The organism is Enterobacter sp. BNK-8, assembly GCF_048685095.1.
Taxonomy (GTDB): domain Bacteria; phylum Pseudomonadota; class Gammaproteobacteria; order Enterobacterales; family Enterobacteriaceae; genus Enterobacter; species Enterobacter quasiroggenkampii.
This window is the reverse complement of the sequence record NZ_JBLQTN010000001.1, coordinates 707,930-727,505: the sequence shown is the minus strand read 5'-3', so window position 1 is coordinate 727,505 and position 19,576 is coordinate 707,930. Positions and strand designations below refer to the sequence as shown.

The following is a 19,576-nucleotide window of genomic DNA, read 5'->3' as shown; positions in this document are numbered from 1 at the left end:
TTCCCGCCCATTGCTGCTTAGCTTTCTTCTGGAATAACCATGAACGATGGAATGGACTATCGCGCGATCCTCGCGTCCGATACCCCTTTAATCGACGTTCGCGCGCCGATCGAATTTGCCCAGGGCGCGATGCCAGCGGCAGTCAACCTGCCTTTAATGAATGATGACGAGCGCGCCGCCGTCGGCACCTGTTATAAACGTCAGGGACCAGACGCCGCGCTGGCGCTCGGCCATCGCCTGGTGAGCGGCGACACGCGTGAGGCCCGCATCACCGCCTGGCGCGAGGCCAGCCTTGCCCATCCTGAGGGCTTTCTCTGCTGTGCGCGCGGCGGCCAGCGCTCGCATATCTCGCAGGCCTGGCTGAAAGAGGCGGGTATCGACTACCCGCTGATCCGCGGTGGCTATAAGGCCCTGCGCCAGACGGCAATTCAGGTGACCATTGAGCAGTCGCAAAAGCCGATGGTGCTTATTGGCGGCTGTACCGGGAACGGTAAAACCCTGCTGGTGAAGCAGCATGCTCAGGGTATCGATCTGGAAGGACTGGCGCACCATCGTGGCTCGTCATTTGGCCGCACGCTGACGCCGCAGCTTTCCCAGGCCAGCTTTGAAAATCACCTTGCGGTTGAGCTATTGAAAAAAGATTCCGCGCGCTGGGTGCTGGAAGATGAAGGTCGGATGATTGGCTCCAACCACCTGCCAGCCTGCCTGCGCGACCGCATGGTTGAAGCCCCTATCGTGGTGGTAGAGGATCCGTTTGAGATCCGTCTTGAACGCCTGCGCGAAGAGTATTTCGACCATATGTGCGCGGATTTTTCTGCTGCCTACGGCGAGGAAGCAGGCTGGAAAGAATACAGCGAGTATCTGCATCACGGCCTGTTCGCCATTCGTCGCCGCCTGGGGCTGCAGCGCTTTGCGGAATTTACCGCGCTGTTAGATTCCGCGCTGTTGGAACAACAACGATCTGGCCGCACGGACGCGCACTTCAGCTGGCTTGTACCGCTCCTGAACGACTATTACGACCCGATGTACGGCTATCAGCTGGAGAAAAAGGCGGAAAAGATTGTGTATCGCGGGACGTACGAAGAAATTGCTGAGTGGCTTGATCGCTGAAAAATAAAGCCGGGTGGCGGCTACGCCTTACCCGGCCTACGCGTACTGTTGTAGCCCCGGTAAGCGCAGCGCCACCGGGGAACAGACGGCTTAGAAGTCGTAACGCAGACGCACCAGGTTCATGTCGCCCAGGTTGTCGGTGCTGGAAGTGAACACGTGTTCGTAATCCACGCGGAAACCGTAATCCAGCTGGAAGCTGATACCCACGCCGTTGTCGATGCGCTGGTAGTTACGGCCGTTCACGTACTCAATGCGGTCACCCATGAAGTAAGGCTGGATGGATTTAACCGCGTACTGACCGATTGGGAATTTATAACCTGCGAAGTACTCAATACCCCACGCGTCGCCCGCAAAGTAGTTGTTAACAGACACTTTTTTGGTGGTCAGGAAGTTCTGATACCAGCCGCCGCCTGCGGAGAAGGTCCAGTTGTCCGGGGTCCAGCTCAGCGCGGTACCGAGGATGTTCTGGTCGTAGGTTTTGCTGTCGCCGTTGTCCGGGTTACGCATGTCGGCGCGGGTGTAGTTCCACGCGGCGCCCCAGGTCAGGTCGGTAGTCAGGTGGTAATCCAGGCCCAGTGAACCGCCGCCTTTACGCTTGTAGCGCAGGCCGTTGCCCGGCAGGTATTCGCTGTCTTCAAACAGGTAGGATGCATAAATATCAGCATCGCCCACGGTTTTCTTATATTTCAGCATCTGGCGTGAACGGTAAGAACCGTCGTAGTCGCCGTTGATCCCGTTACCTGGCGCCTGAGCGATCATGTCATAGTCCCAGATATCGGTTTTCGCGCCCACCACATCATAGTAAACGCTGTTCTGTTGACCGAAGGTCAGCGTACCCCAGGTGTCGCTCTTCAGACCGGTGTAGAGCATACGACGCGTGGTGTCGTGTGCGCCTTCGGCGTAGTGGTGATCCCAGTTAAACTGCGCAGGAATATTCACACCCAGCTCGTAGTAGCTGATCCAGCTGATGTCATCAAACAGGTAGTAATCTGCAGCGAAACGGAAGCGGGTGCCGCCGTCAAATCCGTTACGCTTGTAGCTGTTTTTACCGTCGTCGCCTGTCATGTTCTGGAACTGAGGACGAATACTGCCGCCAACGGTAAAGTTCAGGCGGCTCAGCGGATTACCCGCCTGAGGATCCTGCTTAAGAACGGTGATTTCCGCCTGAGAAGCGAAGGTCGTTAATGCCACTACCGCGCCGATCGTTGCCGCCAGCGCTGATTTTTTTATAGTCATTATTTTTCCTTAATAGACACGCTGCTAAATATTTAGCGGGTGAATATTAACTGGAAATAATCGGGCTGTGTGGTTGGGTTTTTAATGTTTTGTGCTACTAAATGAGTGGGTATTATCACTTTGTGCTATTTAAACACTACGCACCGGCATAAAAATCCGGTGCGTAATTATCACCATACTAAATCAACTCGCAAACTGACGGAACAGGGCTTTGCCCTTTAACAGCCGCGTGCCGAGCCAGCCTCCGCAGAGAGAAAGCAGCGCAGCGCCGCACAGAGGCAGGATCAACCAAAGACGCCAGTCAGGCTCCCACGGGAAGTCGAAGACCTTTGTCTGCAGCACCGCCAGCGCCGTCTCTGCGCCAATGGCGGCCACCAGACCGGCCACCAGCCCCAGTAGCGCAAATTCGCTCCAGAGCGTCATTCGCAGCAGCCGTTTACCGGCCCCCAGCGTGCGGTAAACCACCAGTTCCTGATGGCGCTGGCGCATGCCCACCTGCACCTGGGCCAGCAGCAACAGCACGCCGCAGATCGTCACCAGCACCACCATGACCTCCAGCGCGCGGCTCACCTGCTCCAGCACCTGCCCCACCTGCTTCAGGATCGCCCCAATATCCAGCAGGCTGACCGTCGGAAACTCCCGGTTAAGCTGGGTCAACATGCCGTTACCGTTTTCCCAGCGGAAGCTGGTCAGCCAGCTCTGGGGCTGCCCGTCCAGCGCCGCCGGCGGGAAGATAAAGAAGAAGTTGGGCCGCAGGCTTTCCCAGTCAACTTTACGTAGGCTGGTCACTTTCGCGGTGAAATCCTGGGTATCCCCTGTGAAGGTAACGCTGTCTCCCAGCTTCACGTTCAGGCGCGTCGCCAGCCCCTCCTCCATCGACACCTCTCCCTCTTTCGGCGGCCAGGTGCCGGCGGTTATCGGGTTGTGGTCAGGGCGTTTCTCCTGCCAGGTGAGGTTCAGCTCGCGGTTCAGCGACTCGTCCTTGTTCCCCTCCGTTGGCTGCCCGTTGATCTGCGTCAGACGCGCGCGAACGATAGGATAAAACGACTCGGGGATGATGTGATGCTCTGACAGGAAGCCCTTCAGCGGCGTAACCTGCTCAGGGGCGATATTGATCAGGAAATAGTTCGGGCTTTCCGGCGGAAGCTGCTGCTGCCAGCGATCGAGCAGATCGCCGCGCAGCACCAGCAGCAGCGCCAGCAGCATAAACGACAGCGAGAACGCCGACAGCTGGCTGAGCGTAGACCAGGGCTGGTGCAGCAGACGGTTAACCGCCAGGCGCACGGGCAGGGATTTTACCGTCACCCTTTTCAGAAGGTTAAGCAGTATCCAGCCCAGCACGCCGCACAGCAGCGCCAGCACAACCGCCCCGGCCAGCACCGCCCACAGCAGCGTGCTGCCGCCCATCAGCCACGCCAGCAGCCCCACCGCCACCGCAATAATCACCGGAAGGTAGAACTTCAGCGGCCAGACGTTCGCCACGACATCGTTGCGAAGCACGCGCAGCGGCTGCGTGGCGAGCAGCAGGCGGTAAGGCCGGAGCCCCACCAGCACCGAGATCACCGTCATCGCGCCCATCGCCCACAGCCACGGCCAGAGGCTGGCCGGCGGCAATGCGGCCGGGAGCACCGGTTTTAGCATCACCATCAGCAGTTTTTCAAACAGCAGCCCCATTATTCCGCCAGTCAGCGCCGACAGGACCAGCAGCATCAGCCACTGGCCGACGATCAGCTTGCGCAGCTGCGCCCGGCCCGCCCCGAGGGTTTTGAGGATCGCCACCAGGTCGTAGCGGCTGCGGCAGTAGTGCCCCATCGCGACGGCCACCGCCGCCACCGCCAGCAGCAGGGTCAACAGGGCCGACAGCAGCAGGAACTGCTGAGAGCGCTCCAGAGATTTACCGAGCGCCCCCTCGTCCTGCTCCAGCCCGTACCAGCGGTGTTCCGGTTTGAGCTGCGGCAGAAGCCATTTTTCATACGCGTCAAGCTGGGCGGGCGTGCCGCCAAATTTATAGCGCCAGGTAACGCGGCTGCCCGGCTGTACCGCATGGGTGGCCGCGACATCCGCGGTGTTCATCAGCAGACGCGGCGCAAGCTGGAACGGGTTAAATCCGCCGTCGGGCTCCTGCACCACTTCCCCGGCAATCCTGAGGGTAGCGTCACCGACGTCAATACTGTCGCCGGGTTTCAGGTTCAGCAGCGCCATCAGACGCGATGCCAGCAGCACCGTACCGGGCGTCGGCTTTAATCCCGGCGGGCGGGTCTGCAAGTCACCGTACATCGGGTAGATATTATCGACGGCCTTGACGCTCGCCAGCTGCGGCGTGTCGCCCGCGAAGGTCATGGTCTGGAAGGTGAGCTGCTCCCCCACCTTCAGCCCTTCTTTACGCGCTGCGTCAATCCAGCCCGGCGGCACGGGGCGGGAGCTTTCCAGCGCCCTGTCCCCCGCCATAAACTCCCGGCTCTGCTGGCTGAGCCCTTTTTCCATGCGGTCGCTGACGCTGCCGAGCGCCAGCACGCAGGCCACCGCCAGGCTGAGCGCCAGCCAGACAATCAGCAGCGAGGGCGAGCGCCACTCGCGCCAGAACCAGCGGGTAATCATGCTTCCTCCTGCAGAACACCGTTGACCAGCCGCAGGCGACGGTCGCAGCGCGCCGCGAGCTGCGGATCGTGGGTCACGAGGATAAGCGTAGTGCCGTGCTCGCGGTTGAGCGAAAACAGCAGGTCGGCAATCCTGTCGCCGGTTTTACGGTCAAGGTTGCCGGTAGGCTCATCGGCAAACAGCACCTCAGGGCGGCCGTTAAACGCGCGGGCCAGCGCCACGCGCTGCTGCTCACCGCCGGAAAGCTGGGCGGGAAGATGGTCGAGACGTTTCCCCAGACCGAGCTGTTCCAGCAGCGCCTTCGCGTGAGCGCGGCTTTCACGGCTATTTTCACCGCGCAGCAGCGCCGGGAGCTCGACGTTCTCCAGTGCGTTCAGGGTCGGGATCAGCATAAAGGACTGAAAGACAAAACCAACGTGACGCGCGCGCAGCGCGGCCCGCGCCTCTTCATCAAGCTGATGCAGCGGCTGCCCGACAAGGTGGACCTCACCGCTGCTGCCGTCGTCCAGACCGGCTAAAATCGCCAGCAGCGTGGACTTACCGGAACCGGATTCGCCAATCAGCGCAATGGTTTCAGCGCGTTTGACAACGAGTTCAACTCCGGTAAGGATGGAAAGCTCGTGCTCCCCCTGACCGACGGACTTCTTAAGATGATGAACTTCAACACTGTTTTCCGCTGGCATTTGCCCTTCCTGTTTTTGATTCTGATGACTTTCCGCGCGGCGGCAGCGGACACGTTACTGGTTCTCGGCGACAGCCTGAGCGCTGGCTATCGCATGGCGGCCAGCGCGGCCTGGCCCGCTCTGCTTAATGACAAATGGCAGAGCAAAACGGCTGTAATCAACGCCAGCATCAGCGGCGACACCTCGCAGCAGGGGCTGTCGCGCCTGCCTGCGCTGCTCAAACAGCATCAGCCACGGTGGGTGCTGGTTGAGCTTGGCGGTAATGATGGCCTGCGCGGTTTCCAGCCTCAGCAAACGGAGAATACACTGCGCACCATTTTGCAGGACATCAGGGCGGCAAACGCCCAGCCGCTGCTGATGCAAATTCGCCTGCCCGCCAACTACGGTCGTCGGTATAATGAGGCCTTTAGCGCGATCTACCCCAAGCTTGCCAAAGAGTTTGATATTCCGCTGCTGCCATTTTTCATGGAAGAGGTCTATCTCAAACCCCAGTGGATGCAAGACGACGGGATCCACCCCAATCGCGATGCGCAGCCGTTTATTGCCGACTGGATGGCAACGCGGCTGGCTCCTTTAGTTAAACATGACTCCTGATTAAGCGGAGATCCTGACAGGTAAAGTTATGCAAAAATCGGTCTTAATTACAGGATGTTCTAGCGGAATCGGCCTGGAAAGCGCGCTCGAATTAAAGCGCCAGGGGTTTCGGGTTCTGGCGGCCTGCCGCAAACCCGACGATGTCGAACGCATGAACGGTCTGGGCTTTACCGGCGTGCTGCTGGATATGGACTCGCCGGAGAGCGTTGAGCGCGCCGCCGATGAGGTGATCGCACTGACCGGTAATCGTCTGTACGGCCTGTTTAATAATGCCGGCTACGGCGTGTATGGCCCGCTGGACACCCTCTCCCGCGAAACGCTGGAGAAGCAGTTTTCGACCAACTTCTTCGGCGTGCATCAGCTCACCATGCGTCTGCTCCCCGCGATGCTGCCGCACGGTGAAGGGCGCATCGTGATGACGTCGTCGGTGATGGGGCTAATTTCCACCCCGGGCCGCGGCGCCTACGCCGCCAGCAAATATGCGCTTGAGGCCTGGTCCGACGCCCTGCGCATGGAGTTACGCCACAGCGGTATCAAGGTCAGCCTGATTGAACCCGGCCCGATCCGCACCCGCTTTACCGAAAACGTAAACCAGACGCAGGCGGATAAACCGGTCGAGAACCCCGGCATCGCCGCACGTTTTACCCTCGGGCCAGAGGCGGTGGTGGCCAAAGTGCGCCATGCTTTTGAGAGTGAACATCCCAAAATGCGCTATCCGGTGACGCTGGTCACCCATGCCGTCGGCTGGTTAAAACGCCTGCTGCCGGGCCGGATAATGGACAAAATTTTACACGGTTGAGTTGAAGCGCCGACGCGCAACCCCATGTAAAGAACAAACCGACAAAAGAGAAAGCCGCATGTCCGTACAGAATATCGTCAATATCACAGAAGCTAACCTGCAACAGACGCTTGAACAGTCGATGACCAAACCGGTCCTGTTCTACTTCTGGTCTGAACGTAGCCAACACTGTCTGCAACTGACGCCGGTGCTGGAAAGCCTTGCCGCCCAGTACAACGGTCAGTTCATTCTCGCGAAGCTGGATTGTGACGCCGAGCCGATGGTCGCGTCTCAGTTTGGTCTGCGCGCCATTCCTACCGTCTATCTGTTCCAGAACGGCCAGCCTGTTGATGGCTTCCAGGGGCCACAGCCGGAAGACGCTATCCGCGCCCTGCTGGATAAGGTGCTGCCGCGCGAAGAAGAGCTGAAAGCGCAGGAAGGCATGGCGCTGATGCAGGAAGGCAAATACGACGAGGCGCTGCCGCTGCTCAAAGAAGCGTGGCAGCTGTCAAAACAGAACAGCCAGATTGGCCTGCTGCTGGCGGAGACGCAGATCGCCCTGCACCGCTCAGAAGACGCAGAAGCCGTACTCAAGACGGTTCCGCTGCAGGATCAGGACACCCGCTATCAGGGGCTGGTTGCACAAATTGAGCTGCTGAAGCAGGCGGCGGATACCCCTGAAATTCAGCAGCTGCAGCAGCAGGTTGCCGACAATCCGGCGGATGCCGCGCTGGCAAGCCAGCTGGCGCTGCAGCTGCATCAGGTGGGGCGTAACGAAGAGGCGCTTGAGCTGCTCTTCAGCCATCTGCAAAAAGATTTAGCCGCCGCAGACGGCCAGGCGCGCAAGATGTTCCAGGAGATCCTGGCCGCGCTGGGCACCGGAGACGCGCTGGCGTCGAAGTATCGTCGTCAGCTTTACGCGTTGTTGTATTGATGCACTTTGCCCGGTGACGGCTTCGCCTTACCGGGCCTACAAAAGCACGAATCGTAGGCCGGGCAAACGCAGTGCCGCCCGGCACAATCACCGCACCTTTTTCAACTGCGTCACCACCAGCTGGTGACGCGCGTTGTAGAACTTCCGATAGGTCAGGTAGCAGGCAATGATGGTGGACAGGCTTGCCGTGGAAAGCAGCATAAACGTCACCATGATCTGGTACTTAATCGCTTTTACCGGATCGATACCGGCAAAAATCAGCCCCGACATCATGCCCGGCAGGCTCACCAGCCCCACCGTTTTGGCGGAATCTACCGTAGGGATCAGCGATGAGCGAATGCTCTCGCGAATCAGCCGCGCCGAGGCCACTTTTGGCGTTGCCCCCAGGCTTAGTTTCTCCTGCAGCTGCTGCTGTTCGCTACTGAAACGCTGGCCGAGGTTGTTATAACAGAGCCCAACGGCCACCATCGCGTTCCCCGCAATCATCCCGGAAATAGGGATAACCTGCATCGGCGTAAACTCAATCGAGCCGGAAAGTACCAGCACGGCCAGCGTGAGCGCCGTTCCGGTGGTAATCGCAATAAACGATGAAACAAACGCCTTATCGATGTATTTACTGCGCTTTTGCGCATTCCACGCCGCGTTAAAGCAGATAAAGAGCACCATCAGCAGCGTCAGCACCGCGTGGTTAACGTTGAAGATATACTTCAGCACATAGCCGACGATGATGAGCTGAATCACCGCGCGGCAGATACTCCATACGATATCTTTTTCCAGCCCCAGCTTTTCGCGGTAGCTGACCACAATCGCAATCAGCACCAGCACCATCGAAAAGGCCAGCGATTCGTTGGTAATGTTGTGTTCACCCACGGTTTGCCTCCTGCATTTTCCCGCCGTGCGGCTGGAGCGTAATAACGTCATCCGCATGGGTTATTTCGTTAGCGTCGTGCGTCACCCACAGCACGGCAATGTTCTGCTCCCGGGCGTAACGATGAATAATCTCGTTAACGTTGCGCTTGTTGACGTCATCGAGCGCGCTGGTGATTTCGTCCAGCAACAACACCTTCGGTAAAAACTGCAGGTTGCGGATCAGCGAGACCCGCTGCTTTTCGCCGCCCGACAGCGCGTTGATGGATTTGCTCAGCGTCTCCTGCGCCAGGCCAAAGCGGGCCAGATCCTGGATAAACTTTTCCGGCTCCGGCGTTTTATTGCGGATTTGCCACGGGAAAATCAGGTTGTCATAGACCGTATCGCCAAAAAGCACGGGCGTTTGCACGCAGTACGAGACCTGCTGGCGATAGCTTTCCGGGGAAAGCGAGGCGATATCCTCGCCTTCAAACAGAATGGCGCCCTCCGTCGGGCTGAGGAGTGACGCCACAATCTTCAGCAGCGTGCTTTTACCACAGCCTGAGGGACCCGTGATTAATTTAAACTCGCCCGGCGACAGGCTAAACCCGACGTGCTGCAGGATCGTGTTTTCCCCGACTCGAAATCCGACATCCCTGAGCAGTAATACGTTTCTTTTATCGTTCATCGCGCTTCCGTTGACCGCTTCGTGTAATAACCGCCTGTAGCATAATCCTTTCGCCCGCACAGCGCGAATAGCCTCACGCTGAAGCAAGTGTTAAACTTTTTGTTTGCAAATTGTCACCTTCATCACTACAGGAAGTATGCGACATGTCACATATCTTTTATGAGTTCCCCTCCCTGAAGCCTGGTGTTCCTGATGTCGAAACATTAATGGAAGTCATCAAATCGTCGGAGCTCACGCGTTTTGTGATAGGTGCAGAGGTGGTGGACTTTGTTAAGAAGGCGCTCATCGTGAACACCACGATCGGCAGCTTCAAAAATTGCTATTTCGCCTTCGACAACGGAACACACTTCCTTGAATTTGACGGTGAAGGCAAATCAAAACGCTTCAATGAGGTGCCGGACTGGTTCGTCTCTCCGGCGGAATTTTCACGCACCCAGTGGCTTATCAACCACAATCTTGCGGATGTGAAAGCCACACAGTTCATTGACGTCCTGATGTCCTACCCGCTGAAAGCGCGCCGCGCGCACTGCAATTTGCTGTTCGGACTGGAGCTGGAAAAGGTGAACGCGGTTCCGGCCGCAGCGTCAGCGGCAGGTAAAATCGGCAATAAAAACGGTAAAACCACCAAGCCCCGCGTCACCGATCTGGGCTCGTTCGAGCTGTTCAGCCAGTTCTTTGCGCGCATGAAAACCGCCGTGCTGGCCGATGAGTTCCCGACTCTGCAGGTCCTGACGGGCATGGATAACCTGGCAAAAGCGCCGCATAATTTAAAGCAGGGCATCAGAACCTGGTTTAAAGCCATCGCGGGCGACCTTCCACCGAATAACAAACGCGTTGAAGCGGGGAATGCCGTTCTGTTCTGCGCCCCCATTCGCGAACAGATCCAGCGTATCGAAGCGCTGGGGCTGGAGAATTACTACCAGGGATTATCGAAAGCCATTGCTGAAGCGGGTGATGGATTCATCTCTGACTTTACCTATACTTACGAGCAATAAACATACACTTTCACTCGCCACAGCATGCAAAACAGGAGGTTTTTATGCTTATCGTTGTTCCCGTCCTTATTTTCGTTGCGCTGGTTATCGTAGGCGCCGGCGTCAAAATTGTCCCTCAGGGTTATCAGTGGACCGTCGAGCGTTTCGGCCGATACACCAACACACTCCAGCCAGGCTTAAGCCTGATTGTTCCGTTCATGGACAGAATTGGTCGCAAGATCAACATGATGGAGCAGGTTCTGGACATTCCGTCCCAGGAAGTGATCTCCAAGGATAACGCCAACGTCACCATCGACGCCGTCTGCTTTATTCAGGTGATTGACGCGCCGAAAGCGGCCTATGAGGTCAGCAACCTGGAGCTGGCGATCGTCAACCTGACGATGACCAACATCCGTACCGTGCTCGGCTCGATGGAGCTGGACGAGATGCTTTCCCAGCGCGACAGCATCAACACCCGCCTGCTGCACATTGTCGACGAGGCTACCAACCCGTGGGGGATCAAAGTTACCCGCATCGAGATCCGCGACGTGCGCCCGCCGGCGGAGCTGATCGCCTCCATGAACGCCCAGATGAAAGCCGAGCGAACCAAGCGCGCCTATATTCTGGAAGCCGAAGGGGTACGCCAGGCGGAGATCCTCAAAGCGGAAGGGGAAAAACAGTCGCAGATCCTGAAAGCGGAAGGCGATCGTCAGTCCGCGTTCTTGCAGGCGGAAGCCCGCGAGCGTTCCGCCGAAGCGGAAGCCCGCGCGACCCAGATGGTGTCGGAGGCGATTGCCGCCGGTGATATTCAGGCCGTGAACTACTTTGTCGCGCAAAAATATACTGACGCGCTGAAAGAGATTGGGTCGGCGAACAACAGCAAAGTGGTGATGATGCCGCTGGATGCCAGCAGCCTGATGGGCTCTATCGCGGGCATAGCCGAACTGATCAAGGATAGCGGAAACGAGCGTAAAAAATGATTGAGTTGATCGTTGCACATCCTCATGCCTTCTGGCTAAGCCTCGGCGGCTTATTGCTGGCGGCGGAGATGCTGGGCGGCAACGGCTACCTGCTCTGGAGCGGTGTTGCTGCCGTCATTACCGGTCTTCTGGTCTGGATCCTTCCCCTGGAGTGGGCGTGGCAGGGCGCGCTGTTTGCCGTGCTGACGCTGGTGGCCGCCTGGCTGTGGTGGCGCTGGCTCAACCGGCGGGTTAACGAGCAGAAACCGGTGGACGCCCACCTTAACCAGCGCGGACAGCAGATTGTCGGCAAGCGTTTTACGCTCGACAGCACGCTGGTGAACGGACGTGGGCACATGCGGGTAGGCGACAGCTCGTGGCCGGTGGTGGCCGACGATGACCTCAGCGCCGGCACGCGGGTGGAGGTCATCGCGGTGGAGGGCATTACCCTGCGGGTAAAAGCCTGCTAAGCGTGGGTTTTGCGGTGGCAGCAGCCGGCAAGGTTATCGATAATCGGGCAGTCGGCGCTGTCATCCCCCGGACAGGACGCCGCGAGCTGCAGCAGCTGTTCGCGCATCGCCTGTAGCTCGACGATGTGGCGTTCAATTTCGGCCACCTTTTCCAGTGTGCGTTTTTTCACGTCGGCGCTGTGACGCTTTGGATCGTTGAACAGGTTAACCAGCTCGCCGCACTCTTCCAGATTAAAACCGACCTGTCTTGCCTGGCGCAGCAGCGTCAGTTCATCCAGATGCAGCTGCGTGTAGCTACGGTAGCCGTTTTCACTGCGCAGCGGCGGCGTCACCAGCCCCTTCTCTTCATAAAAGCGAATCGCTTTGCTGGTTAAGCCGGTTTTTTTTGCCACATCACTGATATTCACATTTCCCCCTTGACCTTCCCCTTGATGGAAGGTTTAACCTTCATAACAGTTAGTGAAAAGCGTTACTCCGGTCAACAACTGACCAAAATATTATACGGGAGTTTTGTTATGTCTCACACTATTGACCTGACGCTGGACGGTCTCTCCTGCGGCCACTGCGTCAAACGCGTTAAAGAAAGCCTGGAACAGCGCCCTGATGTGGAAAGCGCTGACGTGACTATCGATCATGCCGCCGTGACCGGCAGCGCCAGCGCGGATGCGCTGATTGATACCATCAAGCAGGCCGGTTACGGGGCGGAGTTAAGCCACCCAAAGGCTAAACCGCTGGCAGAGTCATCATCCCCGTCGGAAGCACTGACAGCGGCCACTCCTGAGCTTCCGGCAGCGGATGATATTGATGACAGCCAACAGCTGCTGATCAACGGCATGAGCTGCGCCAGCTGCGTCTCCCGGGTACAAAACGCCCTGCAGGCGGTACCGGGTGTCGCGCAGGCACGGGTCAATCTTGCGGAGCGTACTGCGCTGGTAATGGGCAACGCCTCCGCCGCAGAGTTAGTGCAGGCCGTTGAGAAAGCGGGCTACGGCGCGGAGGCCATCGAAGATGATGCCGAACGCCGCGAGCGCCAGCAGGAAACGGCTATCGCCACCATGAAGCGCTTCCGCTGGCAGGCGATTGTCGCCCTGCTGGTCGGTATTCCGGTGATGGTGTGGGGCATGCTCGGCGACAACATGATGGTCACCGACGACAACCGCACGCTGTGGCTGGTGATTGGTTTGATTACCCTTGCGGTGATGGTGTTCGCAGGCGGACATTTCTATACCAGCGCCTGGAAGAGCCTGAAAAATCGTACCGCGACGATGGATACCCTGGTCGCCCTCGGTACCGGCGCGGCGTGGCTCTATTCGATGAGCGTGAACGTCTGGCCCCAGTGGTTCCCGATGGAAGCGCGGCATCTCTATTATGAAGCGAGCGCGATGATTATCGGCCTGATTAACTTAGGCCATATGCTGGAAGCCCGCGCCCGCCAGCGCTCCTCGAAAGCGCTGGAAAGATTGCTTGATTTAACCCCACCGACGGCCCGCGTGGTCACGGACGAAGGGGAAAAAAGCGTTCCGCTGGCCGAGGTTCAGCCCGGCATGACGCTGCGTCTGACCACCGGCGACCGGGTTCCCGTTGACGGCAAGATAACCCAGGGCGAAGCCTGGCTGGATGAAGCGATGCTGACCGGGGAGCCTATCCCTCAGCAGAAATCAGACGGCGACGCCGTGCATGCCGGTACGGTCGTGCAGGACGGCAGCGTGCTGTTCACCGCCAGCGCCGTCGGCAGCCACACGACGCTGTCGCGTATTATTCGCATGGTGCGCCAGGCGCAGAGCAGTAAACCAGAAATTGGCCAGCTTGCTGACAAAATCTCGGCCATTTTTGTGCCGGTGGTGGTCGGCATTGCCCTGCTGAGTGCGGCGATCTGGTACTTCTTCGGCCCGGCACCGCAGATTGTGTATACCCTGGTGATCGCCACCACGGTGCTGATCATCGCCTGCCCTTGCGCCCTTGGTCTGGCGACGCCAATGTCGATTATCTCCGGCGTAGGCCGCGCGGCCGAATTTGGCGTGCTGGTGCGGGACGCGGACGCGCTGCAGCGGGCCAGCACCCTGGACACGCTGGTGTTTGATAAAACCGGCACGCTGACGGAAGGTAAACCGCAGGTGGTCGCCGTCCACACCGTGGGCATTTCGGAAGAGGATGCACTGCGTCTCGCCGCCGCGCTGGAGCAAGGCTCCAGCCATCCACTGGCGCGCGCCATTCTTGATAAAGCCAATGCGTCTGCCCTGCCGCAGGTGAACCAGTTCCGCACCCTGCGCGGGCTCGGCGTGAGCGGTGAAGCAGAAGGCCACGCGCTGCTGCTGGGCAACCAGACATTGCTCAATGAAAACGGCATTGATACCGCCGCGCTGGACAGTGAGCTGAAGGCGCAGGCGTCACAGGGCGCCACCCCGGTTCTGCTGGCGGTGGATGGCAAAGCCGCCGCGCTGCTGGCCGTGCGCGATCCGCTTCGCCAGGACAGCGTGGATGCCTTACAGCGCCTGCACCGTGCTGGATATCGTCTGGTGATGTTGACCGGGGATAACCCAACCACCGCCAACGCCATCGCGAAAGAAGCCGGTATTGACGAGGTGATTGCGGGCGTACTGCCGGACGGCAAAGCGGACGCCATTAAAAACCTGCAACGTCAGGGCCGTCAGGTGGCAATGGTCGGCGACGGCATCAACGATGCCCCGGCGCTGGCCCAGGCGGATGTGGGGATCGCAATGGGCGGCGGGAGCGACGTGGCCATCGAAACCGCGGCCATCACGCTGATGCGCCACAGCCTGATGGGCGTGGCCGATGCGCTGGCCATTTCGAAAGCTACGCTGCGCAACATGAAGCAGAACCTGCTGGGGGCGTTTATCTACAACTCGCTCGGTATTCCGATTGCTGCCGGTATTTTGTGGCCGCTGACCGGCACGCTGCTTAATCCGGTCGTCGCGGGTGCGGCGATGGCGCTCTCCTCCATCACCGTGGTCAGCAACGCCAACCGGCTGTTGCGGTTTAAACCGAAGGATTGAACCTTGTACCCGTACGCGCTAGCATGAACCTTTCCGTTTATGGAGCGCGTATGGGTCTGTTTCATCGTATAAAAACATCGTTTCGCGCCCTTTTCCCTCGCCGTTACGCCTGGCCCGGTCTGGATATTTCGCTTCCCGGCGGGCAACACCTGCACCTGGTTGGCAGCATCCATATGGGCACGCAGGATATGTCTCCCCTGCCTCCCGGCCTGATTAAACTGCTGAAACACGCCGATGCGCTGGTCGTTGAGGCGGACATTTCGGGTCAGGAGTCACCGTTTGCCGGGCTCGAGAGCGATCTCACCCTGGCGGAGCGCCTGGATGAAGCCCAGCTTGCGGAACTGACGCGCGTCGCCGAGGAAACCGGCGTCTCGCTCTCCATGATTGACACCCTGCCGCTGTGGCAAATCGCGATGGTACTGCAGGCTACGCAGGCGCAGCGTCTGGGGCTGCGGGGTGATTACGGCATTGATTACCAGCTGCTGAACGCGGCAAGGGCGCGCAGTTTGCCCATCATCGAGCTGGAAGGAACGGACAGTCAGATTGCGCTCCTGCGACAGCTTCCCGACGACGGTCTGATGTTGCTGGATGATACACTGACCCACTGGCACACCAACGCGCGCCTGCTGCAGACCATGATTGGCTGGTGGCTGGATGCACCGCCCGCGGACGGCAGGCTGGCGTTACCGTCGACGTTCAGCGAATCGCTGTATGATGTGCTGATGAATGCGCGCAATAAAGCCTGGCGGCAGACGTTGCATGCCTTACCTGCGGGGCGTTACGTGGTGGCGGTCGGGGCGTTACATTTGTACGGAGAAGGGAACTTGCCGTCGTTGCTGAAATAAAAAAATGGCCAATATTTCTATTGGCCCGTCAAAGAGGAATTTCATCGTTTTTATTATGCCGAAGGAGACCTTCGGTTGAGCCGATTGTCGCTCAAAGTGACCATCACTGCCAACACTATTGCGCAAGATGGTGCTATTTTTTAGACAAACGTCAGGCGTATGCTGTTGGCATGATTTGTCTGTCGTAAGAAGGATAGCTATGACTCCCGCCGTTAAATTACTCGAAAAAAACAACATTTCTTTCCGGATCCACACTTACGATCACGATCCGAATGAAACCAACTTTGGTGATGAAGTGGTGCGCAAGCTGGGGCTGAACGCGGACCAGGTTTATAAAACGCTGCTGGTGGCGGTGAACGGCGATATGAAGCACCTCGCCGTCGCGGTGACGCCCGTGGCAGGACAGCTGGACCTTAAGAAAGTCGCCAAAGCGCTGGGGGCGAAGAAGGTGGATATGGCGGATCCGATGGTGGCGCAGCGCACCACGGGCTACCTGGTGGGCGGCATCAGTCCACTCGGGCAGAAAAAACGCTTGCCGACGCTGATCGATGCCCCTTCACAGGAATTTGAGACCATCTATATTTCCGGCGGCAAGCGCGGGCTGGATATTGAGCTTGCCGCGGGCGATCTGGCAAAAATGCTGGACGCGAAGTTTGCGGATATTGCCCGCCGGGAGTAAAAAAAGCCGGGTGGCGGCTACGCCTTACCCGGCCTACATTTTGCACCCGTAGGCCCGGTAAGCGCAGCGCCACCGGGCAACACAACGGCACTACTGCCAGCTCACCTCACCTTTCGGCTCATACGCATTCACGTCAATCGGCGAATTCTGCTCGATATACTGCTTCAGCACTTCCGCGTCGATAAAGCCGGTGTTCACGTATCCTGGTTTATTATCAATATGCGGATAGCCGTCGCCGCCGGTAGCGTTAAAGCTTAACGTCGCCAGACGGTACGTTTTAGCCGGGTCAACCGGTTCGCCTTTGATCTTCAGGTCGTTAAGCTTGCCGTCTTTCGCTACGAAGCTCACGTTGGCAAACTGCGGATAGGCCCCGGAATCCGGCTTCATCTGCGCCACGGCGGTCAGGTAGTCAATGACCTCTTTCCCGCTCATGTCGGCATAAACCACCACGTTACCGAACGGCTGCACCTTCAGAACGTCTTTATAGGTGATGTTTCCACCTTCGATGGAATCACGAATGCCACCGCCGCTCATTACGCCAAAGTCAGCCCCGGTGCGCGCCATTTGCGCCGCGAGCACCAGGTGGCCCATGTTGGTCTGCACGAAGCGAACTTTACTGCGGTCCCCCTCCAGACGACCGTTCAGCGTACCGATTTTCACATCCAGCTGCGCTTTGCCTTTGTTCTGGAACGGCGTCAGCAGGGAGAGCATCTGCTGGTTTTCTGGAATCTCTGGGGTGTAAAGTACGCGCTCGCTTTTCCCGTCAGGGTAAGTGACTTTCTTCTTCAGATTGACCGGAATGAGTTGGTAGTGGACCAGCTTCATCTCGCCGTTACGGAACTCAAAGTCTGCCCGCCCCACGTATTTGCCCCACTCGTGCGCCTGCACAATCCAGATACCGTTTTGACGGTCTGGCGCACACGGCGTGCCCGGGACGTAGTCCACCTGCTTTTTGTTCTCGGATGCCATGCACACCGGATCCTGTGAGTGACCACCCACAATCATCGCTAGCGAGCCCGCAGGCAGGCTGCGCGCCATCTCAACGTCACCGGGCGCGTTAGAGCCGTGCTCACCGTTGTCGTAGTGCCCCATGTGCGTGGTGGCGATAATAGCGTCCGGCTTTTCGTTTTGCTGCAGCTCCTGAATCACCAGCTTCGCTTCGTCTGCCGGTTTGCGGAATTCGATATCGGTGAAGAACTCAGGGTTGCCAATTTTCGCCGTATCGTCGGTGGTTAAGCCGATGACCGCGATCTTTAGATCCTGACGCTTAAACAGCGCCCACGGCTTAAACAGGCGCTCGCCGGTACTTTTTTGGTAAATATTGGCGGAGAGGAACGGGAATTTGGCCCATTTTTCCTGCTGACGGAGTACGGTCAGCGGATTATCAAATTCATGGTTACCGACGGCCATCGCGTCGTAGCCAATCAGATTCATGCCGCGAAAGTCGGGTTCGGCGTCCTGCAAATCGGATTCCGGCACGCCGGTGTTGATATCGCCGCCTGAGAGCAGCAACACGCTGCCGCCCTGGGCTGCGACCTCTTTACGAATGCCGTCCACCAGCGTTTTTTGTGCCGAGAGGCCATATTCGCCGTATTCACTGCGCCAGAAATGACCGTGGTGGTCGTTGGTATGCAGAATGGTAATTTTATAGGTTTTGTCTTTTTCATACGCCTGCGCGGGCAGGCTTACCAGCCCCCACGCCGCGATGAGCGCCAGCGCGACGCCCCGCTTCATTAACTTCATCTTCTCTCTCCCTGACCAATAGACAAAGGCAGAAATTACAGTGACTAATAAGAATAGACAAATAAGTTTTCATAATTGCGACTTTCTTCAAATGTCGCAGGCGGGTATGTTAGTCGGATAATAATTACTCCCTGCACTTCTGCTAACAAAACGTGGTATTTATGGCAATCAGTGAATCAACCCAGCCCGTTCCGGGCGCGCCGGCGTCGCGCACCTCCTTTAAAGTCTTAGGGGCAATCAGTCTTTCACACCTGCTCAACGACATGATCCAGTCGTTGATTCTGGCAATTTATCCGCTGCTGCAGTCCGAGTTTTCGTTAACCTTCGTGCAGATCGGGATGATCACCCTGACCTTCCAGCTGGCTTCCTCGCTGCTGCAGCCGGTGGTGGGCTACTGGACGGATAAATACCCGATGCCGTGGTCGCTGCCGATCGGCATGTGCTTTACCCTAAGCGGTCTGGTGCTGCTCGCCATGGCCGGGAGTTTTGAAGCCGTGCTGATCGCCGCCGCGCTGGTGGGTACCGGCTCGTCTGTGTTCCATCCGGAGTCCTCCCGCGTGGCGCGGATGGCGTCCGGTGGTCGTCACGGCCTGGCGCAGTCACTTTTCCAGGTGGGCGGTAACTTTGGTAGCTCACTCGGCCCGCTGCTGGCCGCAGTCATCATTGCCCCTTACGGTAAAGGCAACGTGGCGTGGTTTGTGCTGGCCGCGCTGCTGGCGATTATCGTGCTGGCGCAGATTAGCCGCTGGTATGCCGCTCAGCATCGCGTCAATAAAGGAAAACCTAAAGCGAAGGTTATCAATCCCCTGCCGCGCAATAAGGTTATCCTGGCGGTGGCTGTCCTGCTGGTGCTGATTTTCTCGAAATACTTCTATATGGCGAGCATCAGCAGCTATTACACCTTTTATCTGATGCAAAAATTCGGATTATCGGTACAAAATGCGCAGATTCACCTGTTTGCCTTCCTGTTCGCCGTTGCGGCCGGTACGGTCATTGGCGGGCCTGTGGGGGATAAGATTGGGCGTAAATATGTCATTTGGGGCTCTATCCTCGGCGTGGCGCCCTTTACCCTCATTTTGCCGTACGCCAGCCTTGAATGGACGGGAATTTTAACCGTGATTATTGGTTTTATCCTCGCTTCCGCGTTTTCCGCCATTCTGGTCTATGCCCAGGAGCTGCTGCCTGGCCGTATCGGTATGGTTTCCGGACTCTTTTTCGGTTTTGCCTTCGGCATGGGGGGGCTGGGTGCAGCGGTGTTAGGGATGGTTGCGGATCACACCAGCATCTTCCTCGTTTATAAAATCTGCGCTTTCCTGCCACTTCTTGGGATGTTGACCATATTCCTGCCTGATAACCGCCACAAAGCGTGAATTACGGGCAGCCAAAGTGTGACGTTGGCTGCCTGACACCCTGATGCCATAAGGG

18 protein-coding genes are annotated in these 19,576 nt (G+C 58.1%); 11 read left to right on the top strand and 7 right to left on the bottom strand.

Annotated elements, in window-relative coordinates:
* Positions 1-39: 39 nt before the first annotated feature.
* On the top strand, positions 40-1,110 hold the full coding sequence (mnmH, locus tag ACMGGU_RS03445; protein ID WP_420300247.1) for a tRNA 2-selenouridine(34) synthase MnmH: 1,071 nt from the start codon (positions 40-42) through the stop codon (positions 1,108-1,110).
* Positions 1,111-1,200: 90 nt separating this feature from the next.
* On the opposite strand, the gene ACMGGU_RS03440 is transcribed toward mnmH, so the two are convergent.
* From ACMGGU_RS03440 to ybbA, 3 genes are all read right to left on the bottom strand, one after another.
* Positions 1,201-2,346: a porin gene (locus tag ACMGGU_RS03440; RefSeq protein ID WP_420300246.1), complete on the bottom strand. Its 1,146-nt coding sequence runs from the start codon at positions 2,344-2,346 to the stop codon at positions 1,201-1,203.
* Between the two features lie 183 nt (positions 2,347-2,529).
* A complete protein-coding gene (gene ybbP, locus ACMGGU_RS03435; protein ID WP_420300245.1) occupies positions 2,530-4,944 on the bottom strand; it encodes a putative ABC transporter permease subunit YbbP in 2,415 nt (804 codons plus the stop codon).
* Positions 4,941-5,627 carry a putative ABC transporter ATP-binding protein YbbA gene (gene ybbA, locus ACMGGU_RS03430; protein ID WP_008499319.1) on the bottom strand — a complete coding sequence of 229 codons (687 nt, stop codon included), beginning with the start codon at positions 5,625-5,627 and terminating at the stop codon, positions 4,941-4,943. Before ybbA ends, ybbP begins: the two co-directional genes overlap by 4 nt.
* On the opposite strand from ybbA, the gene tesA reads away from it, so the two are divergent.
* The 3 genes from tesA to ACMGGU_RS03415 are packed head-to-tail and all read left to right on the top strand — an operon-like array spanning position 5,598 to position 7,933.
* Entirely contained in the window at positions 5,598-6,221 is a 624-nt protein-coding gene (gene tesA / locus ACMGGU_RS03425) for a multifunctional acyl-CoA thioesterase I/protease I/lysophospholipase L1 (RefSeq protein WP_028015818.1), read from the top strand. The two genes, ybbA and tesA, sit on opposite strands and share 30 nt — an antisense overlap.
* 28 nt (positions 6,222-6,249) lie before the next feature.
* On the top strand, positions 6,250-7,020 hold the full coding sequence (locus tag ACMGGU_RS03420) for an SDR family oxidoreductase (RefSeq protein WP_023617270.1): 771 nt from the start codon (positions 6,250-6,252) through the stop codon (positions 7,018-7,020).
* 58 nt (positions 7,021-7,078) lie between these two features.
* Positions 7,079-7,933, top strand: coding sequence for a co-chaperone YbbN (locus tag ACMGGU_RS03415; RefSeq protein ID WP_048030131.1), 855 nt, complete (start codon positions 7,079-7,081; stop codon positions 7,931-7,933).
* Positions 7,934-8,020: 87 nt separating this feature from the next.
* Here the strand turns inward: ACMGGU_RS03415 and fetB are convergent, their stop codons facing one another.
* Together fetB and fetA are read right to left on the bottom strand one after the other, a co-directional pair.
* Complete coding sequence (gene fetB / locus ACMGGU_RS03410) at positions 8,021-8,803, bottom strand: iron efflux ABC transporter permease subunit FetB (RefSeq protein WP_023617520.1); 783 nt, start codon at positions 8,801-8,803, stop codon at positions 8,021-8,023.
* Positions 8,796-9,467, bottom strand: a complete 672-nt coding sequence (gene fetA, locus ACMGGU_RS03405; protein ID WP_048030129.1) for an iron efflux ABC transporter ATP-binding subunit FetA — start codon at positions 9,465-9,467, stop codon at positions 8,796-8,798. Before fetA ends, fetB begins: the two co-directional genes overlap by 8 nt.
* A gap of 143 nt (positions 9,468-9,610) precedes the next feature.
* On the opposite strand from fetA, the gene ACMGGU_RS03400 reads away from it, so the two are divergent.
* The 3 genes from ACMGGU_RS03400 to ACMGGU_RS03390 are packed head-to-tail and all read left to right on the top strand — an operon-like array spanning position 9,611 to position 11,870.
* Positions 9,611-10,462, top strand: a complete 852-nt coding sequence (locus ACMGGU_RS03400; protein WP_395299851.1) for a hypothetical protein — start codon at positions 9,611-9,613, stop codon at positions 10,460-10,462.
* A 44-nt stretch (positions 10,463-10,506) separates the two neighbouring features.
* Positions 10,507-11,421, top strand: a complete 915-nt coding sequence (locus tag ACMGGU_RS03395; RefSeq protein ID WP_008499312.1) for an SPFH domain-containing protein — start codon at positions 10,507-10,509, stop codon at positions 11,419-11,421.
* Positions 11,418-11,870 carry an NfeD family protein gene (locus tag ACMGGU_RS03390; RefSeq protein WP_048225940.1) on the top strand — a complete coding sequence of 151 codons (453 nt, stop codon included), beginning with the start codon at positions 11,418-11,420 and terminating at the stop codon, positions 11,868-11,870. Before ACMGGU_RS03395 ends, ACMGGU_RS03390 begins: the two co-directional genes overlap by 4 nt.
* Here the strand turns inward: ACMGGU_RS03390 and cueR are convergent.
* Positions 11,867-12,277, bottom strand: coding sequence for a Cu(I)-responsive transcriptional regulator (gene cueR / locus ACMGGU_RS03385; protein ID WP_045909739.1), 411 nt, complete (start codon positions 12,275-12,277; stop codon positions 11,867-11,869). The two genes, ACMGGU_RS03390 and cueR, sit on opposite strands and share 4 nt — an antisense overlap.
* 108 nt (positions 12,278-12,385) lie before the next feature.
* Between cueR and copA the strand changes: the two genes are divergently transcribed.
* From copA to ybaK, 3 genes are all read left to right on the top strand, one after another.
* Positions 12,386-14,884, top strand: coding sequence for a copper-exporting P-type ATPase CopA (gene copA, locus ACMGGU_RS03380; RefSeq protein ID WP_395299849.1), 2,499 nt, complete (start codon positions 12,386-12,388; stop codon positions 14,882-14,884).
* Between the two features lie 50 nt (positions 14,885-14,934).
* Positions 14,935-15,729 (top strand): TraB/GumN family protein, encoded by a 795-nt coding sequence (locus ACMGGU_RS03375; protein ID WP_111967311.1) that lies wholly within the window; start codon positions 14,935-14,937, stop codon positions 15,727-15,729.
* A gap of 199 nt (positions 15,730-15,928) precedes the next feature.
* Positions 15,929-16,408: a Cys-tRNA(Pro)/Cys-tRNA(Cys) deacylase YbaK gene (gene ybaK, locus ACMGGU_RS03370; RefSeq protein ID WP_008499307.1), complete on the top strand. Its 480-nt coding sequence runs from the start codon at positions 15,929-15,931 to the stop codon at positions 16,406-16,408.
* Positions 16,409-16,498: 90 nt separating this feature from the next.
* Here the strand turns inward: ybaK and ushA are convergent, their stop codons facing one another.
* Entirely contained in the window at positions 16,499-18,151 is a 1,653-nt protein-coding gene (gene ushA, locus ACMGGU_RS03365) for a bifunctional UDP-sugar hydrolase/5'-nucleotidase UshA (protein WP_420300244.1), read from the bottom strand.
* Between the two features lie 161 nt (positions 18,152-18,312).
* Here ushA and ACMGGU_RS03360 point away from each other — a divergent pair, with 161 nt between their 5' ends.
* Complete coding sequence (locus ACMGGU_RS03360; protein ID WP_021241625.1) at positions 18,313-19,521, top strand: MFS transporter; 1,209 nt, start codon at positions 18,313-18,315, stop codon at positions 19,519-19,521.
* The last annotated feature ends 55 nt before the right edge of the window (positions 19,522-19,576 follow it).

Bases quoted from the DNA above. Each gene is read 5' to 3' on its own strand.
- mnmH (WP_420300247.1), top strand. From the start codon at position 40: ATGAACGATGGAATGGACTATCGCGCGATCCTCGCGTCCGATACCCCT.
- ACMGGU_RS03440 (WP_420300246.1), bottom strand. From the start codon at position 2,346: ATGACTATAAAAAAATCAGCGCTGGCGGCAACGATCGGCGCGGTAGTG.
- ybbP (WP_420300245.1), bottom strand. From the start codon at position 4,944: ATGATTACCCGCTGGTTCTGGCGCGAGTGGCGCTCGCCCTCGCTGCTG.
- tesA (WP_028015818.1), top strand. From the start codon at position 5,598: ATGAACTTCAACACTGTTTTCCGCTGGCATTTGCCCTTCCTGTTTTTG.
- ybbA (WP_008499319.1), bottom strand. From the start codon at position 5,627: ATGCCAGCGGAAAACAGTGTTGAAGTTCATCATCTTAAGAAGTCCGTC.
- ACMGGU_RS03420 (WP_023617270.1), top strand. From the start codon at position 6,250: ATGCAAAAATCGGTCTTAATTACAGGATGTTCTAGCGGAATCGGCCTG.
- ACMGGU_RS03415 (WP_048030131.1), top strand. From the start codon at position 7,079: ATGTCCGTACAGAATATCGTCAATATCACAGAAGCTAACCTGCAACAG.
- fetA (WP_048030129.1), bottom strand. From the start codon at position 9,467: ATGAACGATAAAAGAAACGTATTACTGCTCAGGGATGTCGGATTTCGA.
- ACMGGU_RS03400 (WP_395299851.1), top strand. From the start codon at position 9,611: ATGTCACATATCTTTTATGAGTTCCCCTCCCTGAAGCCTGGTGTTCCT.
- ACMGGU_RS03395 (WP_008499312.1), top strand. From the start codon at position 10,507: ATGCTTATCGTTGTTCCCGTCCTTATTTTCGTTGCGCTGGTTATCGTA.
- ACMGGU_RS03390 (WP_048225940.1), top strand. From the start codon at position 11,418: ATGATTGAGTTGATCGTTGCACATCCTCATGCCTTCTGGCTAAGCCTC.
- copA (WP_395299849.1), top strand. From the start codon at position 12,386: ATGTCTCACACTATTGACCTGACGCTGGACGGTCTCTCCTGCGGCCAC.
- ACMGGU_RS03375 (WP_111967311.1), top strand. From the start codon at position 14,935: ATGGGTCTGTTTCATCGTATAAAAACATCGTTTCGCGCCCTTTTCCCT.
- ybaK (WP_008499307.1), top strand. From the start codon at position 15,929: ATGACTCCCGCCGTTAAATTACTCGAAAAAAACAACATTTCTTTCCGG.
- ushA (WP_420300244.1), bottom strand. From the start codon at position 18,151: ATGAAGTTAATGAAGCGGGGCGTCGCGCTGGCGCTCATCGCGGCGTGG.
- ACMGGU_RS03360 (WP_021241625.1), top strand. From the start codon at position 18,313: ATGGCAATCAGTGAATCAACCCAGCCCGTTCCGGGCGCGCCGGCGTCG.